This window comes from Campylobacter concisus (genome assembly GCF_002913715.1).
Lineage (GTDB): Bacteria > Campylobacterota > Campylobacteria > Campylobacterales > Campylobacteraceae > Campylobacter_A > Campylobacter_A concisus_AG.
In genome coordinates, this window is sequence record NZ_PPCE01000009.1 from 705,460 (window position 1) to 727,564 (window position 22,105).

Sequence of the window (22,105 nt, forward strand, 5' to 3'; positions counted from 1 at the left end):
TTTAGTTTTTATCTTTAAAAATTTCGTTATACGAAGCAAAAATTTGCTCGCTTAGATCTTCTATTTTTTTAGACTTATCAACAAAATAATTTAAATTTTGTTCATTATAGCCAGAGGCTGACTTCTCGAGCAAGAGTTTGATTTCATTATTTAGCGACGATGTAAGCTCTTTTGACTTATCAAAATTTTTATTTTGCTTGTGTTCACTTATACTCTCGTTCTCATACCAGTTTAGCAGGTTTTGCGCTAAATCACGTATTTCCTCGCTGTATCCTTGCTCGTTTATAAGATCAGAGTACACTTTAGTTTTGTAGGCAATTTGCGAAATTTTTGCAATTATGGCAAAGGTTTTATTTTCGACATATTTTGATGTTTGAGCAGTATTTTGCGCGTTCGCATTAAACTCACTCAATACCTTTTTGAAATTTTCTACATTTTGTGTCGTTAGTTTAGAAATTTCATCGATTTTTTTAGAATTTTCATCGATATCATTTACCTCTTGCTGAAGTGTTTTTATGTTTACTTCGATATCACTTGCAGCTTTTTGTGTATTTTCAGCTAGTTTTCTTACCTCATCAGCAACTACCGCAAAACCACGTCCGTGCTCTCCTGCACGAGCAGCTTCAATGGCGGCATTAAGAGCAAGCAGATTTGTCTGATCGGCAATATCTTTTATTAAATTTAAAACAGAGCTTATTTCAGAAGCCCTAGTGCTTAGCATGCCAGTAGCATTCGAGCAGCTTTGTACTAGACCATCAAGCTCTCCCATGTTTTGACTAAGTTCGACAATGTTTGACATATTTTCTCTTGCTATTTGTGCAGTTTGTTTAGCATCTGTTGCTGTTTGGCTTAAATTTTTGATACTTTCGTTTAGATCATCTCTTACATAATTTATACCATTTATGCCGTTTCCAAGTTTGTCAAGCTCGCTTGATAGAAGACCTCTAACCTTGCTTTTTTGGCCGTCTTTTATGCCTGTGACACCCTTGCTCATAGATATGGCATTTCGTTTAAATAAACCCCTAAACCCTTCTACAAATATATTTCTATATGTTTTTGAGTTTTGTGCAGCTTGGACTGAGGTTGAAATTTCACGTTGAAGCGCCTCAACCTGATCTAATAGATCATTTATGCCAAGGGCGACTTCATACATCTCGTCCTTTTCTCCAACATTTACAATGCGAGGCTCTAGTATGCCATTGCTTGCCGATTTGACAACACTTAAAATCTCATTTATTGCATTTGATTTTTTCTTAAACATATCTAGAACCTTTGTAAGTTGTTTATAAATTCATCATAGCTTGTTGATTTTTCTTCCAAAAATTTAAATAAATATTTTTTAGATGCTTCAATACCGCCATCTCGTTCTAGCTCAAGTAATTTTGCATAAAGTGGTTTTATGATTTCTATTGCTTTTGCATTTGGCTTACGTCTAACAGAATAGTATCCAACGATATTATCTTGTTGATCTAAAGAGGCGGTGATATTTCCAAATACCCAGTAGTATCCGCCATTAAGAGTTTTATTTTTAATAAAAGCAAACATTTCTTCTTTGTTTTGTATACGTTCCCAAAGTAGCTTAAAAATAACCCTTGGCATATCTGGGTGTCTTATGATGTTGTGCGGTTTGCCCAAAACATCGCCTTGTTTTACACCTACGATTTCTAAAAATGGCTCGTTGCAATAAGTGATTCTTCCTTTTGGATCAGTTTTTGAAACTAAAAATGCGTTCTCATCAACGCCATATTCTCTTTCTATAGGCATTTTACTCCTTTAAATGTTAATTTAATTTTTAACAGCTTTTGCCATATCCCACATTGGCATAAATATACCAAGAGCGAGCAAAAGCACCATAGCTGCGATAAATATTAGTAGTATTGGCTCAATATAGTTTGAAATATTATCAATAATATCATTAAATTTCACTCTATAATAATCAGTAACTTTTTGTGTCATGTCATCTAAGCTACCACTTTGTTCGCCAGCACCTATCATCTGTATAAGCATGCCCTCATAAAGTCCAGTTTGCCTAAAGGCCTCGGTTAAGCTTATGCCACGACCAACCAGTACTTTTACAGCAGTTAGCTTATTTCTTATATCTTGATTTGAAACAGTTACAACGGCAGTATCTAGCGCATCAGCGATAGGAAGTCCCGCACGAACAAGCTCTGTAAAGATTAGATTAAACCTACTCATATTTGCAAAAAATATTATTTTGCCCACAAGATAGACTTTTAGTAGATATTTATCGACCTTATCCCTAAAATTTTCATCATTTGAATATTGCCTTTTTAGCAAAAAAGCAAATGCAACAAGAACAACTATTATATATATGCCATAATTGCTCATTATGTATTCAATGTTTAGTAAAATTTTAGTAGGAAGAGGGAGGTCGGCATTAAGCTGGCTAAAAATTTCTCGAAATTGTGGAACAACTGATGTCATAAGCACAATAAAAGCCAAAATTATAGAGCATATTACGGTTATTGGATACCTTATGGCTTTTTTAAATTTTTGCTGGTTATCCCAGACCTCTTGCAAGATAGAAGCTAGCTTTGATAATGCATCAGCCATGTTACCAGTACTTTCGCCAAGCCTTACCATAGCGACAGTGACATCGCCTAGCTCTTCTTGAAAATTTTCTATACTTTGAGTTAAGCTAGCACCTTGATTTAGGTCTTCATCTAATGTTTGAAATATTGTTTTTAGCCTTTTATCCTCAGTAGCATTTGCTGTCTCTTTTATGCCATCATGTATTGATATACCAGCATTAGTCATAACGCTAAGTTGCCTTATGGTAGCAACAAGAGCTGGAATTTTTACTTTCGAAGAAGAGAATATTTTGTTAAATTTTTCTTGCAAGTCCAAAAAATCATTGTTGATACTTGAAACTTGAGTTTCTTTGATCTTTACTATCATGCCTTGAATATTTGCACGATTTTTTACATCATTTTTGCTATTGGCCTTTAGGCTCATCTTTTGGCGTTTGCCATCTTTTATATATTCTATTTCGTAAAATTTCATATCTTGGCAACTCTATATACTTCTTCGATTGTTGTTACACCATTTGCTGCGCGTATAACGCCATCGTGGAACATATCTATAAAGCCTTCGTCATAGGCAGCCTTTTTAAGCTCTTCTTTTGAAGCGTTGTTTGCTACGATACTTGCTATATGATCGCTGATAGACAATATTTCACTTATCATTTCACGCCCTAGATATCCGGTTTGTGAGCAGTGTTGGCAACCTACGCTTTTATAAAATTGATAATCTTCAGGAAGAAATTTCTTAATCTCGTCAAGAGCTTTTTGAGATAGCGTGACTTTTTGTTTGCAATACGGACAAAGCTTTCTTACAAGCCTTTGAGCCTCGATGCAAACTAGTGCGCCACTTACTAGATATGGCTCAATACCCATATCAACCATACGAGGTAAAGCGCTAATAGCGTCGTTTGTATGAAGTGTAGAAAAAACCAAGTGGCCAGTTAGTGCTGCTTGAATTGCGATTCTAAGCGTCTCTTGATCTCTGATCTCACCTATCATAATAATGTCTGGATCTTGCCTTAAAATAGAGCGAAGAGCTGAGATAAAAGTAAGCCCAGCCTTCTCATTTACATGTACTTGTTGGATCATATTTAGCTGATACTCAACCGGATCTTCAACGGTAATAATCTTAGTTTTTACACTTTTTATGTCATTTAATGCACCATAAAGTGTAGTCGTTTTTCCTGATCCTGTCGGACCAGTAACTAGGATGATGCCATAAGGCGCTTTCATGCTCTTTTTAAACTTAGCAAAGTTATCTGGATGCATACCGAGGTCTTCAATGTTTATGATAACTTTTGATTTGTCCAAAATTCTTAAAACTATGCTTTCGCCGTTTAAAATAGGTAGTGTGGAGATACGAAAATCGTACTCTTTATCTAAAATTTGAGCTGAAAATCTACCATCTTGTGGGCGGCGACGCTCTGCGATATCCATGTTTGATAGTAGCTTCATACGGCTAACCATCGGCGGATAGATATCTTTATCAAATATAAATGTCTCGCTTAACATGCCATCGATCCTGCTTCTTACGATGCAGTTTGTCTCGGTTGGCTCGATGTGAATATCGCTTGCTCTGCTTTGAATAGATGTTTTTAAAATTATCTCAATTAGCTTTAAAATTCCAGAGCTTTCTGTGCTTTGCCCTTGACTGCTAGAACTTGAAAGCTCTTTTCTGATCTCTGTAATAACGTCTTTTATACTTTCATTAAGAGCTATTTTGTTTATATATTTTTCTATCTGGGCTGGATCTGCGCAAGCTACTTTTAATAGCTTTCTGTTAAATAAATTTTGAACTTTATCTTGAATGATCACATCAAAAGGATTTTTAAAAGCAACATAAACGCTTATCTCATCTTCTTTTACAGGGATCGCATTATATGATTTTAGCTGCGAGGTGCTTAGTTTTTCACTGATACGGTAGTCGATATCTATATCATCAAGATCAAAAAATGTGATTTTAAATTTATCACATACATATTGAATAAAGCGCTTTTGATCTATCTGAAGACTAGTCGAAATTTCATCAATGTCAGTGTGTCCTCTTCTATAAATATCAGATAGAATTTCAAAAAAAATCTCTTCTTCTAGCATATTTTCTTCAAGCAAAATAGCCAAAAGACTTTTTTCATTTATTTTTTTTATCTCTATAATCTTTAAAATTTGCTCATCATTTAGTTTATTAAGTTGCTCTAATGTTTTTAGCGTTAAATTTTCTAAATTATTCATCTCTTCTCTTTATCTATACTCAATCTGCGAAGTAAGATCGTCATTTTTAAAAATTTTTAAAATCATTTTTGTAAAATTTGGGCCAACGATTGCACTAAGTTCATATCTTGTATCTGAATTTGGCTCTTCAAATATAAATACGCCAAGCTCCTCAACGTATTCTTTTTTGACAAATTTATCAAATATAAATGAAAGAATATAATCGCTCTTTGGAAGCCTAATATAGCTTATATCAGCCCCATCCAAGATAGCATGAAGCAGTAACTTTTTTTTAAGTAATATATCAGCAAAATATGCTGCATTCTCTCTTGAGCTTTGTGTTTTTGATAGTTTGCTTGCTGGAAGAGCGAGCCTATCTATATCATTTGTTTTTAAACAAGATATGCCAAAGATATTAAGAAATTCTTCATTTTGTGAATCTTTTAAAAGATCTTGTATTTTTTGATTACAAATTTTAGGATATTCAGCTTTTTCAAAATAACTTTTAATGTCAGCCGTCCCAAACGCAAAGGCATTTAATGATAAAAATATAACAAGCAGAAATTTCACAACGTATCACTTTTTATCTTATTTATTAGCTCATTTATCTCGGGCTTATTTTTATTTTTATTATATTCTTCTAATGCACGCAATGCGTCATCTTTTTGTTTTAGCATATATTTTGCCTTAGCAAACATGACCCAAGACTCTTCAATGCTACTATCTAAATTATTTGCCGATAGTGCCCATTTTATAGTATCGCTATATCTTTTATCTTGATAGCATTTTCTTGCTATTTTAAGGGCGATTTCTGGATTTTTATTTTTATTAAAATTTTCTTTTAGTATAGAAATTTCATTGTTTTCGCTTGAAATTTGAATATCAATTTTTGGCTTTGCCTTTGGTTCTAGTTCTATTACCTCTTCATTTGGTAGAGGCTGTCCATTTTGTATATTTTCATTTTCAGTTGGTAAATTTAGCTTTAGCCAACCGCCACCACTTCTTTGTTTTTTATCTGGTGCCTGCTCTTTATTATCTTCATTTAGTTTTATGGATTGTTCTAGCTTTTTGGCTATTTTCTCAGCGAGCTCATCTTGTTTCTTATCTGATTCAAATCTCTCTTTTGCCTGCTCGCTTTTTTGTTTACCATCTTCTAAAATATTTTTGCTGACATTAGTTTCAGCAAAGGTTATGTTCTTTTCTTTTATATCTGTTTGTATTGTCAAATTTTTCTCAACCAAAGTTGGAATATTGGTTGTTTCTTTTTTGTTTTTAGCATTTGAGAAAAATAAAAAAGTACCAAAGATAAAAGCAATTAGCAAGATCGTAATTATCAAAAGACCTAGCTTTTTATGTGATAACAATTTTAAAAAGCTATTTTTATTCTTTTTTTCGTACTCTTCATAGAGCTTTTCTAGCCTTTGAATTTCTTGTAATTCAAGCATGAATTATTCCTGTATCAAGTGCAGACATTGTCAAAATTTTAATATTTGCATCCTCGCTACTTAATTTTGATGGCTGGTTTTGTTCGTAATATTCACAAATTTCATAAAATTTATACATAATTTTATTTAGTGTGCGTAGATTTCCACAACAAAGCTCATAGGCTTTGTCATAGTCTTTTTTCTGAAAATTTAGGTATTTATCGTAGCCCTTTTGTCCTATTTTTCTTTGCAAATAAACTATAATTTCATTCGTATTTGCACTTCCAAGCTCTATACTCTCCCAAATTCTAGTTTGAAAATAGTCCTTTGCTAACACATCTTCATTTTCAGTTTTATGAATAGTAAATAGAAATTTAAATAATCTTGTATCGGCCATTAGCCTTATTTTTTCGATCAATTCAGTAGGATAAAGTTGTGCTTCATCCAAGATGACGACTATTTGGTTTTGTAAAATTTCATCTTTATTTTTAAATTCTTTTGAGTAGTGTGCAACAAAACTTTCAAAATTATTTATATTATCAATTTTATTTCCGTATATATCTTCACAAAGAGCTTCTATAAATGTAGCCTCGCTAAAAAAAGGATGCGGGAAAAAAATTAATTTTTTATCCTTTTGAAGATCAGAGGCTATCTTGTTTAACAAAAAGGTCTTTCCACTACCAGGCTTACCATAAAAAAGTATAAGTTTTAATGGCTTTTTTAGAGCCGAGACGATCTTATTGTAACAAGTGATTGAGTTATCTAGATTAACAAAATCAGCTACTTCATCTTCGTTGATAAAGATATCTTTTATATCCGTATAAATATTCTTGTTATTCATAGATCGTTTTAGAAAAACCTAAGTCTTTTAATGATTGATTAAGTGACTTTTTTTTGTCAAAATCAACCACATGAGGAGTGATGACAAAGATAAGCTCTGTTGTTTTTATATTGTCTCTTGTGCTTTTAAAGACACCGCCTATAAGTGGAATGTCGGAAAGAAGAGGTACAGAAGTATTATTTTTACCCTTTGTCTGACCTATTAATCCACCAAGAATAATAGTATCACCGCTATCAACTTGAACAACAGTTGATAGCTTCTTTTGCACCGTATCTGGAGCAATCTCTCTTAACGCATTTTGTCTTGTGTCGTCTTCTGCGTATTTAAAGTTACTAAGTGATGGATTGATTCGAAGCATGATTTTATTATTATCAGAGACTTCTGGTAGTAAATTTAATAATATGCCTATAAAAACAGAGTATTGTTTGTAAGTGGTTGTCAACCTATCGCTATTGCTGTTTCCATTGTCAGTCTTTTGTTGAACGCGGTAGTTTATGTTATCACCAACTGAGATTAGTGCTTGCTGATTATTAAGTGTTGTTACTTTTGGGCTTGATATAACCTTTGTCTTTCCATTTGTTTCAAGAAAATTTATCATTCCATCAAGGCTGAAATTTAAATTAGCTGCAATATTTAATGTACGTCCAAATCCATCACTTAGGCTATTTCCTTTATTTGTCCAAGTAGCACTTGAGCTCGGATTGTTTCTTGAATTACCAATGTATGTATTAAATCCAAGTTCAAATTTACTCCAATCAACGCCTTGTTTGTATTCATTATTTAATTCAACTGAAATAATAGAAACATCAATAATTACTTGTTTTTTTAGTCTTTTTTGCATTTCATCTATATATTTTTCGACTCGCTTAAGTTGAGAAGGAGTGGCCGTAACAGTGATAAGGCCCGCATTTTGATTTATGATAGGATCAGGTGCTGTGATATGCTCGCTACTATTATTTAAAATAGCTTTAAGCTCAGCATCTAGTTTTTCCCAAAAGTCAAACCTTTCAGTAGTTTTTATAAGGTTGCTTGAGCCTTGAGAACTATCATCTTGGGAATTATCGCCACTACTTGAACCACTAGAAATTTCAGATGGAGTAGCATCCACTGAAGCTTGGGTGACAGCAGTTCCTTCTCTAATAGAAGTTATATAATCTAGTTTAAAAATTTGAGTTTTTAAAGATGAAATTTTTAATACATTGTTTGAAAACTCGTAGCTTAAATTTTTCTCACTTAAAAGCAGGTCAAAAACTTCGCTAAGACTCATATTTCTGATATTAACGCCAAAAACTTTATCTTTTAGTTCTGTCTTGCTATAAGTATCCTTTGCAACAATGCTAAAGTTACACATCTCTGAAAGCTGATTTAACACATCTACTAGCGCAACATCATCTGAAATTTTCATATTAAAATTCTTGCTTAAACAACTACTCTCATTAGCACTAGCATAATTCATATTTAAGCAAAATAGTGCACCTATTATTAATATTTTATTTAATTTTAATCTCAACATTTTTACTTCCATTTTTTAAAATTAGCTCTTGTTTCTCATCGCCTTTTACTAAAAAAACGCTATTTTTAGTAATGTTAGCTATTTTGTAACCATCAACAATATCACCGACAGCATACCACTTGGAATCAATATTTGCTTTGTTTAATAAAATTGCTTTTAAACTAAGCCCTTTTGAAGCCTGAGTGATAATTGATAAATTTTGATCTGTTACCGTCTTGATAGGTTCTTGCTTAAAAGGATTTTTTATGCTCGAAAGCTCAATATCGCTAAGACCGCTTCTTTTTTCCTTTATTTTTTCAAAAATTTTATCATAGGAGTCCATTTCCTCTTGAAGCTGATTAGCAAAAGCAATATTTAAAAATAAAAAAGCCAATAAAATTTTTATTTTCATTAGTATTTCATCCCCCAAACAGATATTGAGATCTTAGCGCCAAGCTCTTTTTGGGTAGAATTTACATCCATTTTATGAAGATCAACTACTAGCTTTGATTCTTCAAGGCCATTTATATATGAAAGCATATCTTTAAAACCTCCCAAAAATGTCAAGTCAATATTTAAAATTTGCTCAATTTTTTGGAAATCTGGCTCTTTTATATCACTTTTTAACTCTAAAATTTTTATATTATTTTGCTTTGCTAAAGATACGATGTTGTCTAAAAAATTTGCCCAATTTTGATCATTAAATAATAAAAACGATAGTTCTTTTAGTTTTGAATCAAAATGAGCATTAAATTTTAAAACACTAGAATATTTGCCTTTAAGCGTTTCAAGTATTTTGGTCTCTTCATTTATTTTAAAATTTTTATCCCCGCTAGGTGAGCTGGTCGATCTTAAATAATCTCTTGTTCTTGAAAGATCATTGCTAATTTTAGTATGCGAATTAAATCTTTCATCATAAAAATCTTGCGACGGATCAAAGCAAAGCATATAAACAATATAAATAATAATTAAAGCTGAACCCAAAAAAATTATATTTGTTTCGCTTTGTTTTTTTGCGTCAAAATACTTATCTATTTTACTTAAAACGTCTTGTCTCATTGTCTAATCTCTATACTTATATTGCTTTCATACTCGTTGTTTTGCTTATCTTCTTTAATTTTTTTTGTATTTACTGAATATTTAGGCATCTTGCTAATATCTTTTATTAGCTGCGTAATCCTTTTTTCATTATCGCTAACAACAGTTACCGTTAAATTTTTATCGTTGTTTTTAATATTTGTTATAAAAACGCTATTGTTGTTTATCATATCTGTAATTTCAAAAAGATTTAAACCTTTCATTACGTAGTGATCTTTTTTGTTTTCAATTTCTTGAAGCAACCCTTTTCTAAAATTTAACTTCTCTTCCTCTTTATCAGTTAATCCTTTTATATCATTTTGCTCTTTTTTGAGTCTTTCAAGAGTATTTCTTATTTGTGCTGCTTGTGCATTAAGAACATCAAGCTCATCGCTTAGTCTTTGCGAATCTGCCTCTAAAATACTGCCAGCTATATAATTATAAAGTGGATAGAACATGCTTAGGCAAAAAGCAGCAGCACATGTCAGTATAAATTTACCACTTTTTCTTTTTGTGAATGGATCAGGTCTAAGCAAATTTGAGAAGTTAAAATCGGCATTAAAGGCCTCTTTTTTATAAAAATTTGCATACAAAGCCATCATATTATGCCGTTCGCTGATAGCTAAATTTTTAGAATTTATTACAGTGCTTGTATTTAATTTCGTAGCATTTGTGCCGAGCTTTGTATTGATAAATTTTTCAAAACGCTCTATTTTATAGTCGCAGTCAATATAGATATTTTTTATATTTATGCTATAGATTCTATTGACAACATTTATCGTGTCATTTACGTAAAATATATAGTCCTCAAAAACAGTATTTAGATCGTAGCTAAAGCCTTCTTCATTGCTATCTAAAAGTCCTCTTGTCTTTAGGATATTCAAAAAGCTTTCTAGGCTTACTCTTTCGCCACTTTGCTCTATAAATTTATCTTTTAGATAATTTAGTGTGTATCTTAAACCTCTTGATGTAAGGTATTCTCCATTTACATAAATGCTTATAAATGCTTCATCGGCCCTAAATGTCAAAAAACAATCACTCTGAGTGCTAGGAAGTAAGCCCTTTTTATAGATAGCACTATATAAGAGTGGCTCTACAACGACATAATCTATAAAAGGTACTCTTTTAGAAATATTTTTAAAAATTTTATTTATCGTTTCATTTGTAGCAATAAAAACATTAAAAATTCTATCTTCTTTTTCAACATTGCTTTCAAAATAAACTATTTTATAGTCAATTGCAGGATCTAGAGAGAGCTCTTCGTAAATTTTTATTGAGATATTATTTTCAATATCCTCATCATCTATTGTTCTTGAGATGTTTATGGTAGCTGTTATTATATCTTTGTACTCGATATAAGATATAAAGAAGTCTCGCTTTAAAATATTCTTTGAGAGACTTAGCGAATCGACATTGCTATTAGAAAATCTAAAACCTTCATATTCATAAGGATCTAGTGTAACGATTGGATTATCGTTAATTTTTCTAAGCTTTAACATAAAAATTTACCTCATAATGCTCTAATTGGGCTGTATTTTAATATTTTTACAATAAAAAATCAATAACCAATTATTTTATTAAGGCTCTTTTCTTCTTTACTCCAGCCTTTTTTAACGACTACATCGAGCTTTAAAAAGACCTTTGATCCGGTTAAATTTTGTATTAACTTTCTTGCAAAAATTCCTATTCGTTTTATCGTTTCACCATTTTTACCGATGATCATACTTTTATGGATTTCACGCTCAGTGATGATGCTCGCATAAATTTCAGTTATGCCAGGTTTTTCTTTTACGCTTTTTATGATCGCATCGCTAAGATATGGGATCTCATCGCTTAAATTTTCATATATCGCTTCTAGTATAAATTCTCTAAAAATTTCCTTTTCATTTGTTGAAGTAAGAAATTCTGGATCGTAAAAATATTCATGCTCTGGCAAAAGCTTGCAAATTTCATCAAGAAGCGGCTTTTTATAGGTTGGCTGCTTGGTGCTAAAAGTAAGAAGTGCTTCAAATTTATCTTGAAATTTTTGATATTGGGTGATCTTTTCTAAGACTTTAGTGTTTGAGCTCTCATCGACTTTTGTTAGCACTAAGATATGTGGTTTTTCAGGATTTAGAGCTAGAAATTTTTCATAGTCACTTGTATCATCATGAATAGGCGCTAAAAATACGATTAGATCGCAGTCTCCCATCGATTTTATTGCTTGGCTAATTAGTAGTTGATTTATCGCCTTGTTGCTCTCGTGAAGTCCTGGCGTGTCGGTGAAGATGATCTGATCTTCACCGTTCATTACTATACCATTTATCTTTCTGCGGGTTGCATTTTGCTTGTGCGAAACAATGGCGATCTTTTCGTTTAACAAAGCATTTAAAAACGAGCTTTTGCCAGCATTTGTGCGTCCTATGATGCTAACAAAGCCTGATTTCAAAGTATATACCTCGCTAGGTCTTGATCTTCGACCACGTCTTTTAGGCGCTCTTTTACAAGCTCTTTTGTCACATTTATCTTCTCGCCGCTCTTTTCACTAGCCTCAAAGCTGATATCTTCTATCACACGCTCGATCACTGTATGAAGGCGTCTGGCACCGATATCTTCCATCTTTTCATTCGCTGCATGAGCGATCCTTGCTATCTCTTTTATCGCTTCATCGTCAAATTCTAGCTCGACATTTTCAGTTGAAAGAAGTGCGATATATTGTTTTAAAAGCGAATTTTTTGGCTGAGTTAAAATTTGATAAAGCGCATCCTCATCAAGACTATCAAGCTCAACTCTTAGTGGGAAACGGCCTTGAAGCTCTGGGATGAGATCGCTTGGCTTGCTTATGTGAAAGGCGCCAGCTGCGATAAACAAAATGTGATCTGTCTTTAAATTTCCAAATTTAGTATTTACATTTGAGCCCTCAACGATCGGTAGTAAATCTCTTTGTACGCCTTCTTTGCTAGGATCTTGCCTGTTTGAGCTACCTGAGCCAACGGCCACTTTATCGATCTCGTCTATAAAGATGATACCTTCGTTTTCAGCTCTTCTTAAAGCCTCAGTTTTTATGCTCTCAAGGTCTAAAATTTTATCATTTGCTTCGCTTTGAAGGGCTTTTTTGGCATCTTTTACCTTCATCTCTTTTTTGATATTTTTACCGCCGATGCCAATTATCTTTATAAAGCTCTCTTGCATCTGCGCCATATCAGGTGGTACGTTTGAGCCAGCTTCAAGCGGATTTTGCTGTACCTCGATCTCGATGCTTAGCTCGTCAAGCTCGCCATTTCTTAGCCTATTTAGCATCTTCTCATAGCTCTTAGCGTATTCTGCTTGCTTCTCCTCGCTTGCCCCTTTTGGAAGTGGCGGAAGTAGTTTTGAGACGATCTTTTCTTCGATGTAGGCGTTGATTTTGTCTTGATTTTTCTCGCTTTGCTCATTTTTTACGAGATTATATGAGGCCATAGCAAGGTCTCTTACCATGCTCTCAACATCGCGACCAACAAAGCCAACTTCAGTATATTTGCTAGCCTCGACCTTGATAAATGGTAGTCCCATCATCTTTGAAAGACGCCTTGCTATCTCAGTTTTACCAACGCCAGTTGAGCCGATCATTAAGATGTTTTTTGGCATGATGTCATCTTGCAAGCTCTTTTCAAGCTTCATACGGCGATATCTGTTACGAAGTGCGATCGCTATGATCTTTTTGGCGTCCTTTTGACCGATCACATAGTCATCTAAAAATTTAACAATTTCTCTTGGTGTTAAGTTCATTTTCTCTCTTATTCTAAAACATAAGTTTTGATGTTTGTATTTGTATAGATGCAAATTTCGCCGGCGATCTTAAGGCTCTCTTTGACTAGCTCCTCTTCGTCGATATCGGCAAATTTATCTAAGGCACGGGCCGCTGAAAGTGCGTAGTTGCCACCACTTCCAATAGCTGCTATCTTGCCATCTTCTGGCTCAACCACATCTCCAGTGCCACTAAGTAAGAAAATTTTATCCCTATCAAGCACAAGCATCATCGCTTCAAGTTTTCTTAGATACTTGTCCTTGCGCCACTCTTTGCTAAATTCTATAACTGCTTTTAGCAAATCGCCCTTTGTATGTTCTAAATTTTTTTCAAACATATCAAAAAGATTAAACGCATCAGCAGTGCTGCCAGCAAAGCCAGCTAGGACTTTGCCATTGTGAATTTTGCGAATTTTTACGGCATTGCCTTTTAAGACGGTGTTGCCAAAGCTCACCTGTCCGTCGCCGCCGATGACCGCTTTATTTTTGCCTTTATAGGCTAAGATGGTTGTCGCATGAAACATCTATTCTCCTTGCACATCAACCTTCAAGCTTGCATTTATCGAGTGTCCAAGCTTTACATGAACGTCATAAAGGCCGACTGCTTTTAGGTGAGTGTCCATGTCGATCGCTTTTTTCTCGACAACTAAATGATGCGTTTTTTCAAGCTCTGCTGCGATCTCTTCTTTTGAAACTGAGCCAAAAAGCGAGCCATTTGCGCCAAGAGTTTTTTTGATGACAACTGTAACTTTTTCAAGCTCTTCTTTTAGCTTTTCTAAATTTGCGATCTCATATTTTAGCTCTTCAGCCTTTCTCTTTTGAGCCGCTTCGTATTGACGAAGGACATCTGGAGTGGCTGCTTTTGCAAAGCCTTTGCCGATTAAGAAGTTATTGCCATAGCCGTCTTTTACCTCTTTTATCTCGCCAGCTTTACCAAGCGCCTTTACATCTTTTATTAATAATACTTTCATTTTTATCCTTTTAAATTTTATTTTTAGTCAAATTTTCGCCCATTTTTACGTGCGATGATGAAGCGAAGCGCATTTAGTTTGATAAATCCCTCTCCATCTTTTTGATCATAAACGCTATCTTCTTCAAATGTGCAGTATGCCTCGCTAAATAGATTGTCATCTTTGCTGTTTCTGCCAAGGATGATCACATTGCCTTTATAAAGCTCAACTTTTACAGAGCCATTTACATGCTCTTGACTCTTGTCGATGAGCGCTTGGAGCATATTTCGCTCAGGTGACCACCAGTAGCCGTTGTAAATTAGCTCGGCGTATTTTGGCATGATCTCATCTTTTAAGTGAGCTGCGCCGCGGTCAAGCGTGATGCTCTCGATCGCTCTATGAGCTTTTAGCATTATCGTGCCACCTGGAGTTTCGTAGCAGCCGCGGCTCTTCATACCAACTGAGCGGTTTTCTACGATGTCAAGTCTGCCGATGCCGTGTTTTGCGCCAAGGCGATTTAGCTCGGTTAAAATTTCAGCTGGGCTCATTTTTTTGCCGTTTATGCTCACTGGATCGCCTTTTTCATAGCCAATCTCGATGATCTCGCTCTTATCTGGAGCATCTTTTGGGCTTACTGTCCATCTCCACATATCATCTTCTGGTGCGTGGCTTGGGTCTTCAAGCACTAGACCTTCATAGCTTATGTGAAGTAAATTTGCGTCCATTGAGTATGGGCTCTTGCCTGGTTTTTTGGTGATATCTATGCCATTTTTTTCAGCATATGCCAAAAGTTTTTCACGGCTATTTAGATCCCACTCGCGCCATGGAGCTATAATAGTTAGGTTGTCGCCAAGTGCGTAGTATCCAAGCTCAAAGCGAACTTGGTCGTTACCTTTGCCTGTTGCTCCGTGGCTCACGCCATCAGCACCAACAAGTCTTGCGATCTCGCTTTGGCGTTTTGCTATTAGTGGGCGAGCGATTGATGTGCCAAGTAGATACTCGCCCTCGTAGACTGCATTTGCTCTAAACATTGGAAATACATAATCACGTACAAATTCTTCTCTTAAATCTTCAATAAAAATATTTTCAGGCTTTACGCCAAGTGCTAAGGCTTTTTTGCGTGCAGGCTCTAGCTCCTCGCCTTGGCCAATGTCAGCTGTAAATGTGACTACTTCGCAGTTATATTCATCTTGAAGCCATTTTAAAATGATACTTGTGTCAAGTCCGCCAGAGTATGCTAAAACCACTTTTTTTACGTCTTTTTTCATAGCTCTTCCTTTTGTTAAAATGGTCGTATTTTAGCCTAAATTGATTAATTTTTAATAAACTAATTTAATAAATAATGTAAGTTTTTTCTTAGAAAATTTTATAAAAAAGATTACTATTTAAAATTATGATAATTAATATTGTTTTAAAAGATACTTTGTTAAATTTCAAACTTTTTCAAATTAAATTTTAAAAGGATAGTCGTGAGAAAAACAAAATTTATTGCCATTTGCCTTAGTGTTTGTGTAGCAAATTCTCTCTATGCAGTAGAGAAAGAGAACAACGAAACTAAGCTAGATGGCGTCGTAGTAAGTGCCAGCGGCTTTTCGCAGCAGATCAAAGAAGCCCCTGCAAGCATCAGCGTGATAAGTGGCGATGAGCTTACAAAAGATAGCTTTACCTCACTTCACTCAATCGCCCAAAAAGTGCCAGGCGTAAATGTCGTTGGTGGCGAGGACGGGGCAGCTAGTGGCATCTCGATACGCGGCATGGAGAAGTCTCAAACGCTAGTTTTGATTGATGGCAAAAGAGTAAATTCAAGCAGTGCAAATCCAAAGGGCGGAGCAGGGGATATGAACTCAAATTTCATCCCGCCAGCTGAAGCGATCGAGCGTATAGAGGTCATCCGTGGGCCTATGAGCTCGCTTTATGGTAGCGATGCGGTTGGAGGCGTTATAAATATCATTACCAAAAAGGACTTTTCAAAATTTAGCGGCAATGTCGGCATCTCAACCACGATAAACACTCATAAAGGTATAGGCGATGGCAGGCAAGGCGACTTTTATCTAAATTTACCTCTCTATAAAGACCTTTTTGCACTCCAGCTTTGGGGCTATAAAAAACTAAGAGATGAAGATGGTTACATCGGTGGTTATCAAAAAAGTGATAAGAGAAATTTAAGTGCAAAACTTTGGATCACGCCAGATGAACATAATAAATTTTACATCCTTGGCTCAAACGAAAGGCATGATTATTCAAAAACGGTTGGCAAATCAGCCGATCCAAACCCAAGAAGAAGAGCATTGGATAATTATGACTATGAGAAAAAGAGCTACGGAGTAGGCTACCTTGGTGAATTTGATAATCTAAATGCCGATATCAGCTACATTTATGATGAGACACAAAGAACGAGCCTTTTTGACAGCCTCATACCTGCAAAAGCTAAAAATCACAACTTTAATTCAAAATTTACAACCTTTCTTGGTGCTCACGCACTAACTTTTGGCTATGACTTTAGCAAGCAAAATGTCGGCACGACCTTCATCGTCTCAAACGCCTCAAGGAATGGTCTTAAAAATCCAAAAAGCTACTCGATGAGTGAGCATGCGGGATTTATCGAGGATGAGTGGCAAATTTTAGATGAGAAGCTATTTTTAACGCTTGGCTCAAGACTCACGCACAACGAATTCTTTGGCAATCACCTCTCGCCAAGAGCCTACCTAGTCTATAATGCCACAGATACGCTAAGCTTAAAAGGCGGCGTAGCAACTGGCTATAAAACGCCAAATGTCAATCAAATCTCCCCAGAAGTAGGCACTATCCAAAATGCTTGGAAAATAGTTGATTTTGGTAACAAAGATCTAAAACCAGAAAAGAGCATGACTTATGAAGTTGGGGCATATTATGACAATCAGGCTGATTTTAGAGGCTCGGTAACGCTTTTTAGAAATGAGTTTAAAGACAAGATCCTAGACACCGACAACAGTAATGTAAATAAAATTCCAGCCTTTGGCACTTGCTCAGGTGCGCCAAGTGTTAATTGTCCTGGCTGGGGAACTTACTTTAATATTGAAGGTGCGACCGTTTGGGGCGTGGAGCTAAGTGGCGACTACGACATCCTTTCAAATCTAAATCTAAGCTCAAACTATACCTATAATAAGTCAAAGATAAAAACTGGCAACCCAACTATAAATACGCCAAGAGGCCCTATGAAATTTAGTGAGACAAATCTAGCCAGACTTGATGGTAAAAGCCTAACAGCAACGCCAGAGCACGCGCTTCACGTCATGCTTACATATAAGCCTGTAAAAAGCGTTAAGACATTTTTTGGCGCAAACTATGAGAGCAAGCTTACTAGCGTGAAATTTGGCCCTGGTAACAAAGTTAGTGAAAATGACAAAAATTTACTTACCTTTGATATAGGTGTCAGCTGGGATGCGAACAAGCACCTAACACTTAGCCTAAATGCCTACAATATCTTTGATAAAGTAAGATACGATGAGGCGCTAGCAGACGACGGCAACTACTACTGGTATCCGCAGGAGGGCAGGAGATTTTGGTTTAAGGTCGCTGCAAAATGGTAAGAGCCTTTAAGTTTTTGCTTTTTACGCTTGGTATAACGCAGACTTTACATGCAGGACCTAGCCAAACACCTGAGCCACTTAGCCAAAAAGCTGCTAGCAAATTTGAAATTTCAACCTTTAAAATGAGTGCAAATGATAAAATTTATAAAATTTTTACAGCCAAGCTGAAAGGGCAAAATGAGTTTAAAAATGTGCTTTTCTTGCTTGATGCAAATGCCCAGTTTAACATACTTTTGAATGAATTTGATGGCAAGGCTGCCCCGCTAATAATAGGCATAGGATATGATAGTGACAAAAGCTATGAGGTGGAAAAACGCACAAGAGATCTCACGCCAAAAGCAAAGGGCGAGGAATTTGACAAAGGTGGCGGCGCAGATGCGTTTTACCACTTTTTAACTAAAAATTTAGTGCCGCTAATTGATGAGAAATTTAATGTGCAAGATCTCCCAAAAAGCCTTTATGGACACTCTTTTGGTGGTCTTTTTACGCTTTATGCCATGCTTAAAAATGAGGGCATCTTTTCAAATTTCTTTATCGCTTCGCCGTCTCTTTGGTGGGGTGAATCTGAAATTTTAAAGCAAAATGTGAGTGAGGATAAATTTAAAGAAAAATTAAAAGCTAAATTTGTCTTTCTTAGCGTTGGCGAGCTTGAAAAGAGAAAGGGCAAAACAGACAAAGCTGGCACTTTAAAGGCGAGCGATCTAGCCCAAATTTTAAAGCAAAGTGGTGTAAATTCTCACTTTGAACTTTTTAAAAACGAAACGCATGGCAGCGTCATACCTCTAAATTTAAAAGAGCTTTTAAAATATCTAAAGGATTAAAAATTTAAGGCTATTTTTGTTAAAATCCGCCGCATGAGAGTAGATAAATTTTTAAACGTAGTAAATATCACCAAAAGGCGTGCCGTTAGCGAAGATATGTGCAAAAGCGGCGTTGTGAGCATCAACGGCGTGCAGGCAAAAGCGGCAAAAGATGTTAAGGTTGGCGATGTGGTTAGCATCAAATTTCTAACGCGCGAGGTGAGATACGAGGTGCTAGCGATCCCAACTACAAAAAGCATACCAAAAAGCGCTCAAAGCAAATATGTAAAAGAGCTTTGATGGTTTTTGAGCTTTTAGAAAATGAGCTTGATGAGCTTGTGCGGGTGCTGCCAAAAAGTGGCGTGGTGCTGCTAAGCGGCGATCTGGCAAGTGGCAAAACTACGCTTGTAAAGGCGATCATCAAGGCTCATGGTATAGATGAGAGCGTGACGTCGCCTACGTTTTCTTTGATGCAAATTTATGGTAAAGATATCTACCACTACGACATCTATCAGATCGGATTTGACGGGATGGTAAAAAACGGCCTTTTTGAAAATTTATTTGAAGAGGGGCTTCATCTAGTAGAGTGGGGCGATGAAAATTTAGAAAAAGCTCTAAAGAAAAATGGTGAGAGCTATACGTTAGTGAAAATTTCTCCTAGCAAAAATGGCAGAAAATACGAGGTTATAAGTGCATAAACTAGAAGTAAAAGATCTAAAAAAGACGATTAAGAAAACTGAGATCATAAAAGGCATATCTTTAGAGGTAAATAGCGGCGAAGTCGTAGGGCTTCTTGGGCCAAATGGTGCTGGAAAGACGACTACTTTTTATATGATCTGTGGGCTCATCTCACCAACTAGCGGAGATGTCTTTTTAAATGATGAAAAGATCACAAACGTCCCACTTCACAAAAGAGCACACCTTGGTATTGGCTATTTGCCGCAAGAATCAAGCATATTTAAAGAGCTAAGTGTTGAAGAAAATTTACTTCTTGGGGCTGAAATTTTAAATCAAAGTGAGGAAGAGATAGCAAAAAGAGTAAATGAGATGCTAAATATGCTAAATATCGAGCCTATCCGCCTAAGAAAGGGCGTTAGCCTAAGTGGCGGCGAGCGCAGACGCTGTGAGATCGCAAGAAGCCTCATCATAAAGCCAAAATTTTTGCTGCTTGATGAGCCATTTGCAGGCGTCGATCCTATCGCAGTTAGCGATATCCAAAGCATCGTTAGAGACCTTAAAAAGCTAGGCATCGGCGTTTTGATAACTGACCACAACGTCCGTGAGACGCTAGCCATTTGTGACAGAGCTTACGTCATCAAAGATGGCTCGCTGCTAGCAAGCGGCAGTGCGAGCGAAGTGGCAAACAATAAGCTCGTTAGAACGCACTATCTTGGCGAAGAATTTAAGCTACTTGAGTAGATGATGCTAAGGCAAAAGCAAACTTTAGCGCCAAAGATCAAACTAAACCAAACGCTAAGAAGCTGGCTTCCTATCCTTCAAAGCGGACTTGATGAGCTAAAAGAGACGCTTGAGCCTTTTATAAAAGACAATCCATTTGCCACGATCGAACATAAAAATTTAGAAAAAAGCGAAAAAAAACGAAATTTTTTTGAGCAGGTTAGTAGAAATTCTGTTAGTGAGAGCATTGAGGCTTTAAGCATCTACAAAGAAAGCCTCTATGAAAAGCTCGTTAGCCAGATAAATCCACCACTTTTCCCCACGCAAAAGTCACAAGATATCGCATATAAGATTATCGAGTGCTTAGATGATGAGGGATATTTTTCCTATGATGATGAAATTTTTGCTGGTTTTAATGAGGACGAAGTGGAGCGGGTTAGGGCAAGATTTGCCTACCTTGAGCCCTGTGGCGTTGGCGCAAAGGATGTGAAAGAGAGCTTTTTGTTTCAGCTAAGTGAGGCAGAGGCAAGCGATGAGATCATAGAGTGCACAAGAAAGATCATCTTAAATTTTGAAAATATAGAAAAGCTTAGAAAGCTAAAATTTTACGACGACGCGCTAAAGATCATAAAAAAATTTAAAAATCCTCCGGCCATTGAATATCTTGAGGACGAAAAAGAGGCAGTGCCTGATATCTTCGTACTAAGCACAAGTAGTGGCATTAGCGTGCAGATAAATGATGATTATTATCCTGAAATTTTGGTTGATACCGAGGGATTAGACGAGAAAGAGGCCTTTGTAAGCTCACGCATAAAAGAGGCGAGCGAGCTCATAGACGCCCTTGAGATGAGAAAGGCAACGCTTTATAAGATAGGGCTCATGATAGTTGAGTATCAGTATGACTACTTCTTGGGTGGCGACATAAAGCCTATGAAGCTAAAAGACCTAGCAGATGAGCTTGGACGCAACCCTTCAACCATCTCAAGAGCGATCGCAAACAAATATCTAAGCTGCTCAAGAGGCACGGTCGCACTTAAAAATTTCTTTTCAACTGGCTTTGACGAGGAGATCTCAAACGCTGCAATAAAGGAATTTTTGCTAGAACTCATTAAAGGCGAAGATCACAAAAAGCCACTTTCTGATCTAAAAATCCAAGAGCTAATCCAAGCTAAATTTAATATCCAAATCGTTCGCCGAACCATCACAAAATACCGCAAAATCCTAAATATCGGCAGCTCAAGCCAGCGAAAAAGAGTCTATCAGATAAACGGCTAGCTACCACTCATTTACAGCAAAAAGTATGGCCTTGCGCATCTGCGCAAAAAGCTCGCTACTAAGCTCTTCGTACTCTTTACCATGTTTTTTATATTGTGCCATGCCTGCTGCATCGTCGTTCCAAGAGCCCATACCACCAAAGACATCAGCCAAGCTTGCCGCAGCAAAAAGAGCTAAATTTTTCTTTGGCATAAGCGGTGCATTAAATATCTTTTGGTCATCATTGCTTGAAGATCTAAGTGATTTTAATGCCCTGCGAAAACACTCACCAAAATTCTCACACCCTATCTCATCTGCAAAGGCCGCTATCTTGGTAAGTATGGCCATAAAAGCCTCTGTGTTGTCGCTAAAATTTTCTAAATTTACATCTTTTTCAAAACCAAATTCTTTATATATTATGTCCCAGCCTCTTTGATCTTTGTTGTATTTCCAGTAGGGCACGAAGCAGCTCATGTGCTCTTTAAAAATGCAGATGATCGATTTTGCGGTAGAGTTTGAAAAGCTAAGCAATAAACGTTCATCTGATGAGCCAGTTAAATTTGTAGCAAGTCTTACATCACTTAATCCAAGCTTTAATGCATGCTCAAACCACTCATTTACGCCATTTGCCCTATGATCTGAGAGAAAGTGAAAATTTATACTATTTTCGTAGTTAGTGCCATTATACAGGATAGGAGAATTTGACTTTATGGCCTGCTTTGCGGCAACAATAATGGCGCATATATTAAACATTTCACCATTCATTTTCGCTCTCTTTAATAGC

Annotated in this window: 23 protein-coding genes; 6 read left to right on the plus strand and 17 right to left on the minus strand. The window is 36.0% G+C overall.

Going from position 1 to position 22,105, the window contains the following annotated elements:
- Nucleotide 1 precedes the first annotated feature (1 nt).
- From CYO92_RS07590 to CYO92_RS07665, 16 genes are read right to left on the minus strand one after another with little or no spacing between them, the layout of a single operon-like run.
- Nucleotides 2–1,261: a methyl-accepting chemotaxis protein gene (locus tag CYO92_RS07590; protein ID WP_103588226.1), complete on the minus strand. Its 1,260-nt coding sequence runs from the start codon at nucleotides 1,259–1,261 to the stop codon at nucleotides 2–4.
- Nucleotides 1,262–1,263: 2 nt separating this feature from the next.
- The gene (locus CYO92_RS07595) at nucleotides 1,264–1,764 is read right to left on the minus strand and encodes a PAS domain-containing protein (RefSeq protein ID WP_103588227.1); all 501 of its coding nucleotides are present in this window, start codon (nucleotides 1,762–1,764) and stop codon (nucleotides 1,264–1,266) included.
- A 21-nt stretch (nucleotides 1,765–1,785) separates the two neighbouring features.
- Nucleotides 1,786–3,024: a type II secretion system F family protein gene (locus CYO92_RS07600; protein WP_072594213.1), complete on the minus strand. Its 1,239-nt coding sequence runs from the start codon at nucleotides 3,022–3,024 to the stop codon at nucleotides 1,786–1,788.
- The gene (locus tag CYO92_RS07605; RefSeq protein WP_054196613.1) at nucleotides 3,021–4,772 is read right to left on the minus strand and encodes a GspE/PulE family protein; all 1,752 of its coding nucleotides are present in this window, start codon (nucleotides 4,770–4,772) and stop codon (nucleotides 3,021–3,023) included. Before CYO92_RS07605 ends, CYO92_RS07600 begins: the two co-directional genes overlap by 4 nt.
- 9 nt (nucleotides 4,773–4,781) lie before the next feature.
- Nucleotides 4,782–5,321, minus strand: a complete 540-nt coding sequence (locus CYO92_RS07610; RefSeq protein ID WP_103588228.1) for a hypothetical protein — start codon at nucleotides 5,319–5,321, stop codon at nucleotides 4,782–4,784.
- Nucleotides 5,318–6,196: a transformation system protein gene (locus tag CYO92_RS07615; RefSeq protein ID WP_103588229.1), complete on the minus strand. Its 879-nt coding sequence runs from the start codon at nucleotides 6,194–6,196 to the stop codon at nucleotides 5,318–5,320. The genes CYO92_RS07610 and CYO92_RS07615 overlap by 4 nt, the downstream gene beginning before the upstream one ends.
- Nucleotides 6,189–7,016: an ATP-binding protein gene (locus CYO92_RS07620; RefSeq protein WP_021091360.1), complete on the minus strand. Its 828-nt coding sequence runs from the start codon at nucleotides 7,014–7,016 to the stop codon at nucleotides 6,189–6,191. The genes CYO92_RS07615 and CYO92_RS07620 overlap by 8 nt, the downstream gene beginning before the upstream one ends.
- Nucleotides 7,009–8,529 (minus strand): pilus (MSHA type) biogenesis protein MshL, encoded by a 1,521-nt coding sequence (gene mshL / locus CYO92_RS07625; RefSeq protein ID WP_103588230.1) that lies wholly within the window; start codon nucleotides 8,527–8,529, stop codon nucleotides 7,009–7,011. Before mshL ends, CYO92_RS07620 begins: the two co-directional genes overlap by 8 nt.
- Nucleotides 8,507–8,920, minus strand: coding sequence for a hypothetical protein (locus CYO92_RS07630; protein WP_180381461.1), 414 nt, complete (start codon nucleotides 8,918–8,920; stop codon nucleotides 8,507–8,509). The genes mshL and CYO92_RS07630 overlap by 23 nt, the downstream gene beginning before the upstream one ends.
- Nucleotides 8,920–9,567, minus strand: coding sequence for a pilus assembly protein PilO (locus CYO92_RS07635; protein WP_103589618.1), 648 nt, complete (start codon nucleotides 9,565–9,567; stop codon nucleotides 8,920–8,922). The genes CYO92_RS07630 and CYO92_RS07635 overlap by 1 nt, the downstream gene beginning before the upstream one ends.
- The gene (locus tag CYO92_RS07640; RefSeq protein ID WP_103595501.1) at nucleotides 9,564–11,084 is read right to left on the minus strand and encodes a C4-dicarboxylate ABC transporter; all 1,521 of its coding nucleotides are present in this window, start codon (nucleotides 11,082–11,084) and stop codon (nucleotides 9,564–9,566) included. The genes CYO92_RS07635 and CYO92_RS07640 overlap by 4 nt, the downstream gene beginning before the upstream one ends.
- A 59-nt stretch (nucleotides 11,085–11,143) precedes the next feature.
- Nucleotides 11,144–12,013: a GTPase Era gene (gene era / locus CYO92_RS07645; protein ID WP_103588233.1), complete on the minus strand. Its 870-nt coding sequence runs from the start codon at nucleotides 12,011–12,013 to the stop codon at nucleotides 11,144–11,146.
- On the minus strand, nucleotides 12,010–13,332 hold the full coding sequence (gene hslU / locus CYO92_RS07650; protein ID WP_103588234.1) for an HslU--HslV peptidase ATPase subunit: 1,323 nt from the start codon (nucleotides 13,330–13,332) through the stop codon (nucleotides 12,010–12,012). The genes era and hslU overlap by 4 nt, the downstream gene beginning before the upstream one ends.
- An 8-nt stretch (nucleotides 13,333–13,340) precedes the next feature.
- Complete coding sequence (hslV, locus tag CYO92_RS07655) at nucleotides 13,341–13,874, minus strand: ATP-dependent protease subunit HslV (RefSeq protein WP_002940451.1); 534 nt, start codon at nucleotides 13,872–13,874, stop codon at nucleotides 13,341–13,343.
- Nucleotides 13,875–14,321, minus strand: coding sequence for a 50S ribosomal protein L9 (gene rplI, locus CYO92_RS07660; protein ID WP_054196623.1), 447 nt, complete (start codon nucleotides 14,319–14,321; stop codon nucleotides 13,875–13,877).
- 23 nt (nucleotides 14,322–14,344) lie between these two features.
- Nucleotides 14,345–15,568: an argininosuccinate synthase gene (locus CYO92_RS07665; protein WP_103588235.1), complete on the minus strand. Its 1,224-nt coding sequence runs from the start codon at nucleotides 15,566–15,568 to the stop codon at nucleotides 14,345–14,347.
- A gap of 201 nt (nucleotides 15,569–15,769) precedes the next feature.
- Here CYO92_RS07665 and CYO92_RS07670 point away from each other — a divergent pair, with 201 nt between their 5' ends.
- The 6 genes from CYO92_RS07670 to CYO92_RS07695 are packed head-to-tail and all read left to right on the plus strand — an operon-like array spanning nucleotide 15,770 to nucleotide 21,342.
- Nucleotides 15,770–17,869 (plus strand): TonB-dependent receptor domain-containing protein, encoded by a 2,100-nt coding sequence (locus CYO92_RS07670; protein WP_103588236.1) that lies wholly within the window; start codon nucleotides 15,770–15,772, stop codon nucleotides 17,867–17,869.
- Nucleotides 17,863–18,690: an alpha/beta hydrolase gene (locus tag CYO92_RS07675; RefSeq protein ID WP_103588237.1), complete on the plus strand. Its 828-nt coding sequence runs from the start codon at nucleotides 17,863–17,865 to the stop codon at nucleotides 18,688–18,690. The genes CYO92_RS07670 and CYO92_RS07675 overlap by 7 nt, the downstream gene beginning before the upstream one ends.
- 33 nt (nucleotides 18,691–18,723) lie before the next feature.
- Entirely contained in the window at nucleotides 18,724–18,969 is a 246-nt protein-coding gene (locus tag CYO92_RS07680; RefSeq protein ID WP_103588238.1) for an RNA-binding S4 domain-containing protein, read from the plus strand.
- Nucleotides 18,969–19,367: a tRNA (adenosine(37)-N6)-threonylcarbamoyltransferase complex ATPase subunit type 1 TsaE gene (tsaE, locus tag CYO92_RS07685; protein ID WP_103588239.1), complete on the plus strand. Its 399-nt coding sequence runs from the start codon at nucleotides 18,969–18,971 to the stop codon at nucleotides 19,365–19,367. The genes CYO92_RS07680 and tsaE overlap by 1 nt, the downstream gene beginning before the upstream one ends.
- Nucleotides 19,360–20,088, plus strand: a complete 729-nt coding sequence (lptB, locus tag CYO92_RS07690; protein WP_072594228.1) for an LPS export ABC transporter ATP-binding protein — start codon at nucleotides 19,360–19,362, stop codon at nucleotides 20,086–20,088. Before tsaE ends, lptB begins: the two co-directional genes overlap by 8 nt.
- 3 nt (nucleotides 20,089–20,091) lie before the next feature.
- Nucleotides 20,092–21,342 carry an RNA polymerase factor sigma-54 gene (locus CYO92_RS07695; protein WP_223315361.1) on the plus strand — a complete coding sequence of 417 codons (1,251 nt, stop codon included), beginning with the start codon at nucleotides 20,092–20,094 and terminating at the stop codon, nucleotides 21,340–21,342.
- Here CYO92_RS07695 and CYO92_RS07700 read toward each other — a convergent pair whose 3' ends face one another.
- On the minus strand, nucleotides 21,343–22,086 hold the full coding sequence (locus tag CYO92_RS07700) for a hypothetical protein (protein WP_103588241.1): 744 nt from the start codon (nucleotides 22,084–22,086) through the stop codon (nucleotides 21,343–21,345).
- Nucleotides 22,087–22,105 lie beyond the last annotated feature (19 nt).

Excerpts from the sequence above, each read along its gene's own strand:
- CYO92_RS07640 (WP_103595501.1), bottom strand. The coding sequence starts at position 11,084 with ATGTTAAAGCTTAGAAAAATTAACGATAATCCAATCGTTACACTAGAT.
- CYO92_RS07700 (WP_103588241.1), bottom strand. The coding sequence starts at position 22,086 with ATGAATGGTGAAATGTTTAATATATGCGCCATTATTGTTGCCGCAAAG.
- CYO92_RS07620 (WP_021091360.1), bottom strand. The coding sequence starts at position 7,016 with ATGAATAACAAGAATATTTATACGGATATAAAAGATATCTTTATCAAC.
- tsaE (WP_103588239.1), top strand. The coding sequence starts at position 18,969 with ATGGTTTTTGAGCTTTTAGAAAATGAGCTTGATGAGCTTGTGCGGGTG.
- CYO92_RS07605 (WP_054196613.1), bottom strand. The coding sequence starts at position 4,772 with ATGAATAATTTAGAAAATTTAACGCTAAAAACATTAGAGCAACTTAAT.
- CYO92_RS07665 (WP_103588235.1), bottom strand. The coding sequence starts at position 15,568 with ATGAAAAAAGACGTAAAAAAAGTGGTTTTAGCATACTCTGGCGGACTT.
- rplI (WP_054196623.1), bottom strand. The coding sequence starts at position 14,321 with ATGAAAGTATTATTAATAAAAGATGTAAAGGCGCTTGGTAAAGCTGGC.
- CYO92_RS07600 (WP_072594213.1), bottom strand. The coding sequence starts at position 3,024 with ATGAAATTTTACGAAATAGAATATATAAAAGATGGCAAACGCCAAAAG.
- CYO92_RS07630 (WP_180381461.1), bottom strand. The coding sequence starts at position 8,920 with ATGAAAATAAAAATTTTATTGGCTTTTTTATTTTTAAATATTGCTTTT.
- CYO92_RS07680 (WP_103588238.1), top strand. The coding sequence starts at position 18,724 with ATGAGAGTAGATAAATTTTTAAACGTAGTAAATATCACCAAAAGGCGT.
- CYO92_RS07595 (WP_103588227.1), bottom strand. The coding sequence starts at position 1,764 with ATGCCTATAGAAAGAGAATATGGCGTTGATGAGAACGCATTTTTAGTT.
- CYO92_RS07590 (WP_103588226.1), bottom strand. The coding sequence starts at position 1,261 with ATGTTTAAGAAAAAATCAAATGCAATAAATGAGATTTTAAGTGTTGTC.
- CYO92_RS07695 (WP_223315361.1), top strand. The coding sequence starts at position 20,092 with ATGCTAAGGCAAAAGCAAACTTTAGCGCCAAAGATCAAACTAAACCAA.
- mshL (WP_103588230.1), bottom strand. The coding sequence starts at position 8,529 with ATGTTGAGATTAAAATTAAATAAAATATTAATAATAGGTGCACTATTT.
- CYO92_RS07615 (WP_103588229.1), bottom strand. The coding sequence starts at position 6,196 with ATGCTTGAATTACAAGAAATTCAAAGGCTAGAAAAGCTCTATGAAGAG.
- hslU (WP_103588234.1), bottom strand. The coding sequence starts at position 13,332 with ATGAACTTAACACCAAGAGAAATTGTTAAATTTTTAGATGACTATGTG.
- hslV (WP_002940451.1), bottom strand. The coding sequence starts at position 13,874 with ATGTTTCATGCGACAACCATCTTAGCCTATAAAGGCAAAAATAAAGCG.
- CYO92_RS07635 (WP_103589618.1), bottom strand. The coding sequence starts at position 9,567 with ATGAGACAAGACGTTTTAAGTAAAATAGATAAGTATTTTGACGCAAAA.
- CYO92_RS07675 (WP_103588237.1), top strand. The coding sequence starts at position 17,863 with ATGGTAAGAGCCTTTAAGTTTTTGCTTTTTACGCTTGGTATAACGCAG.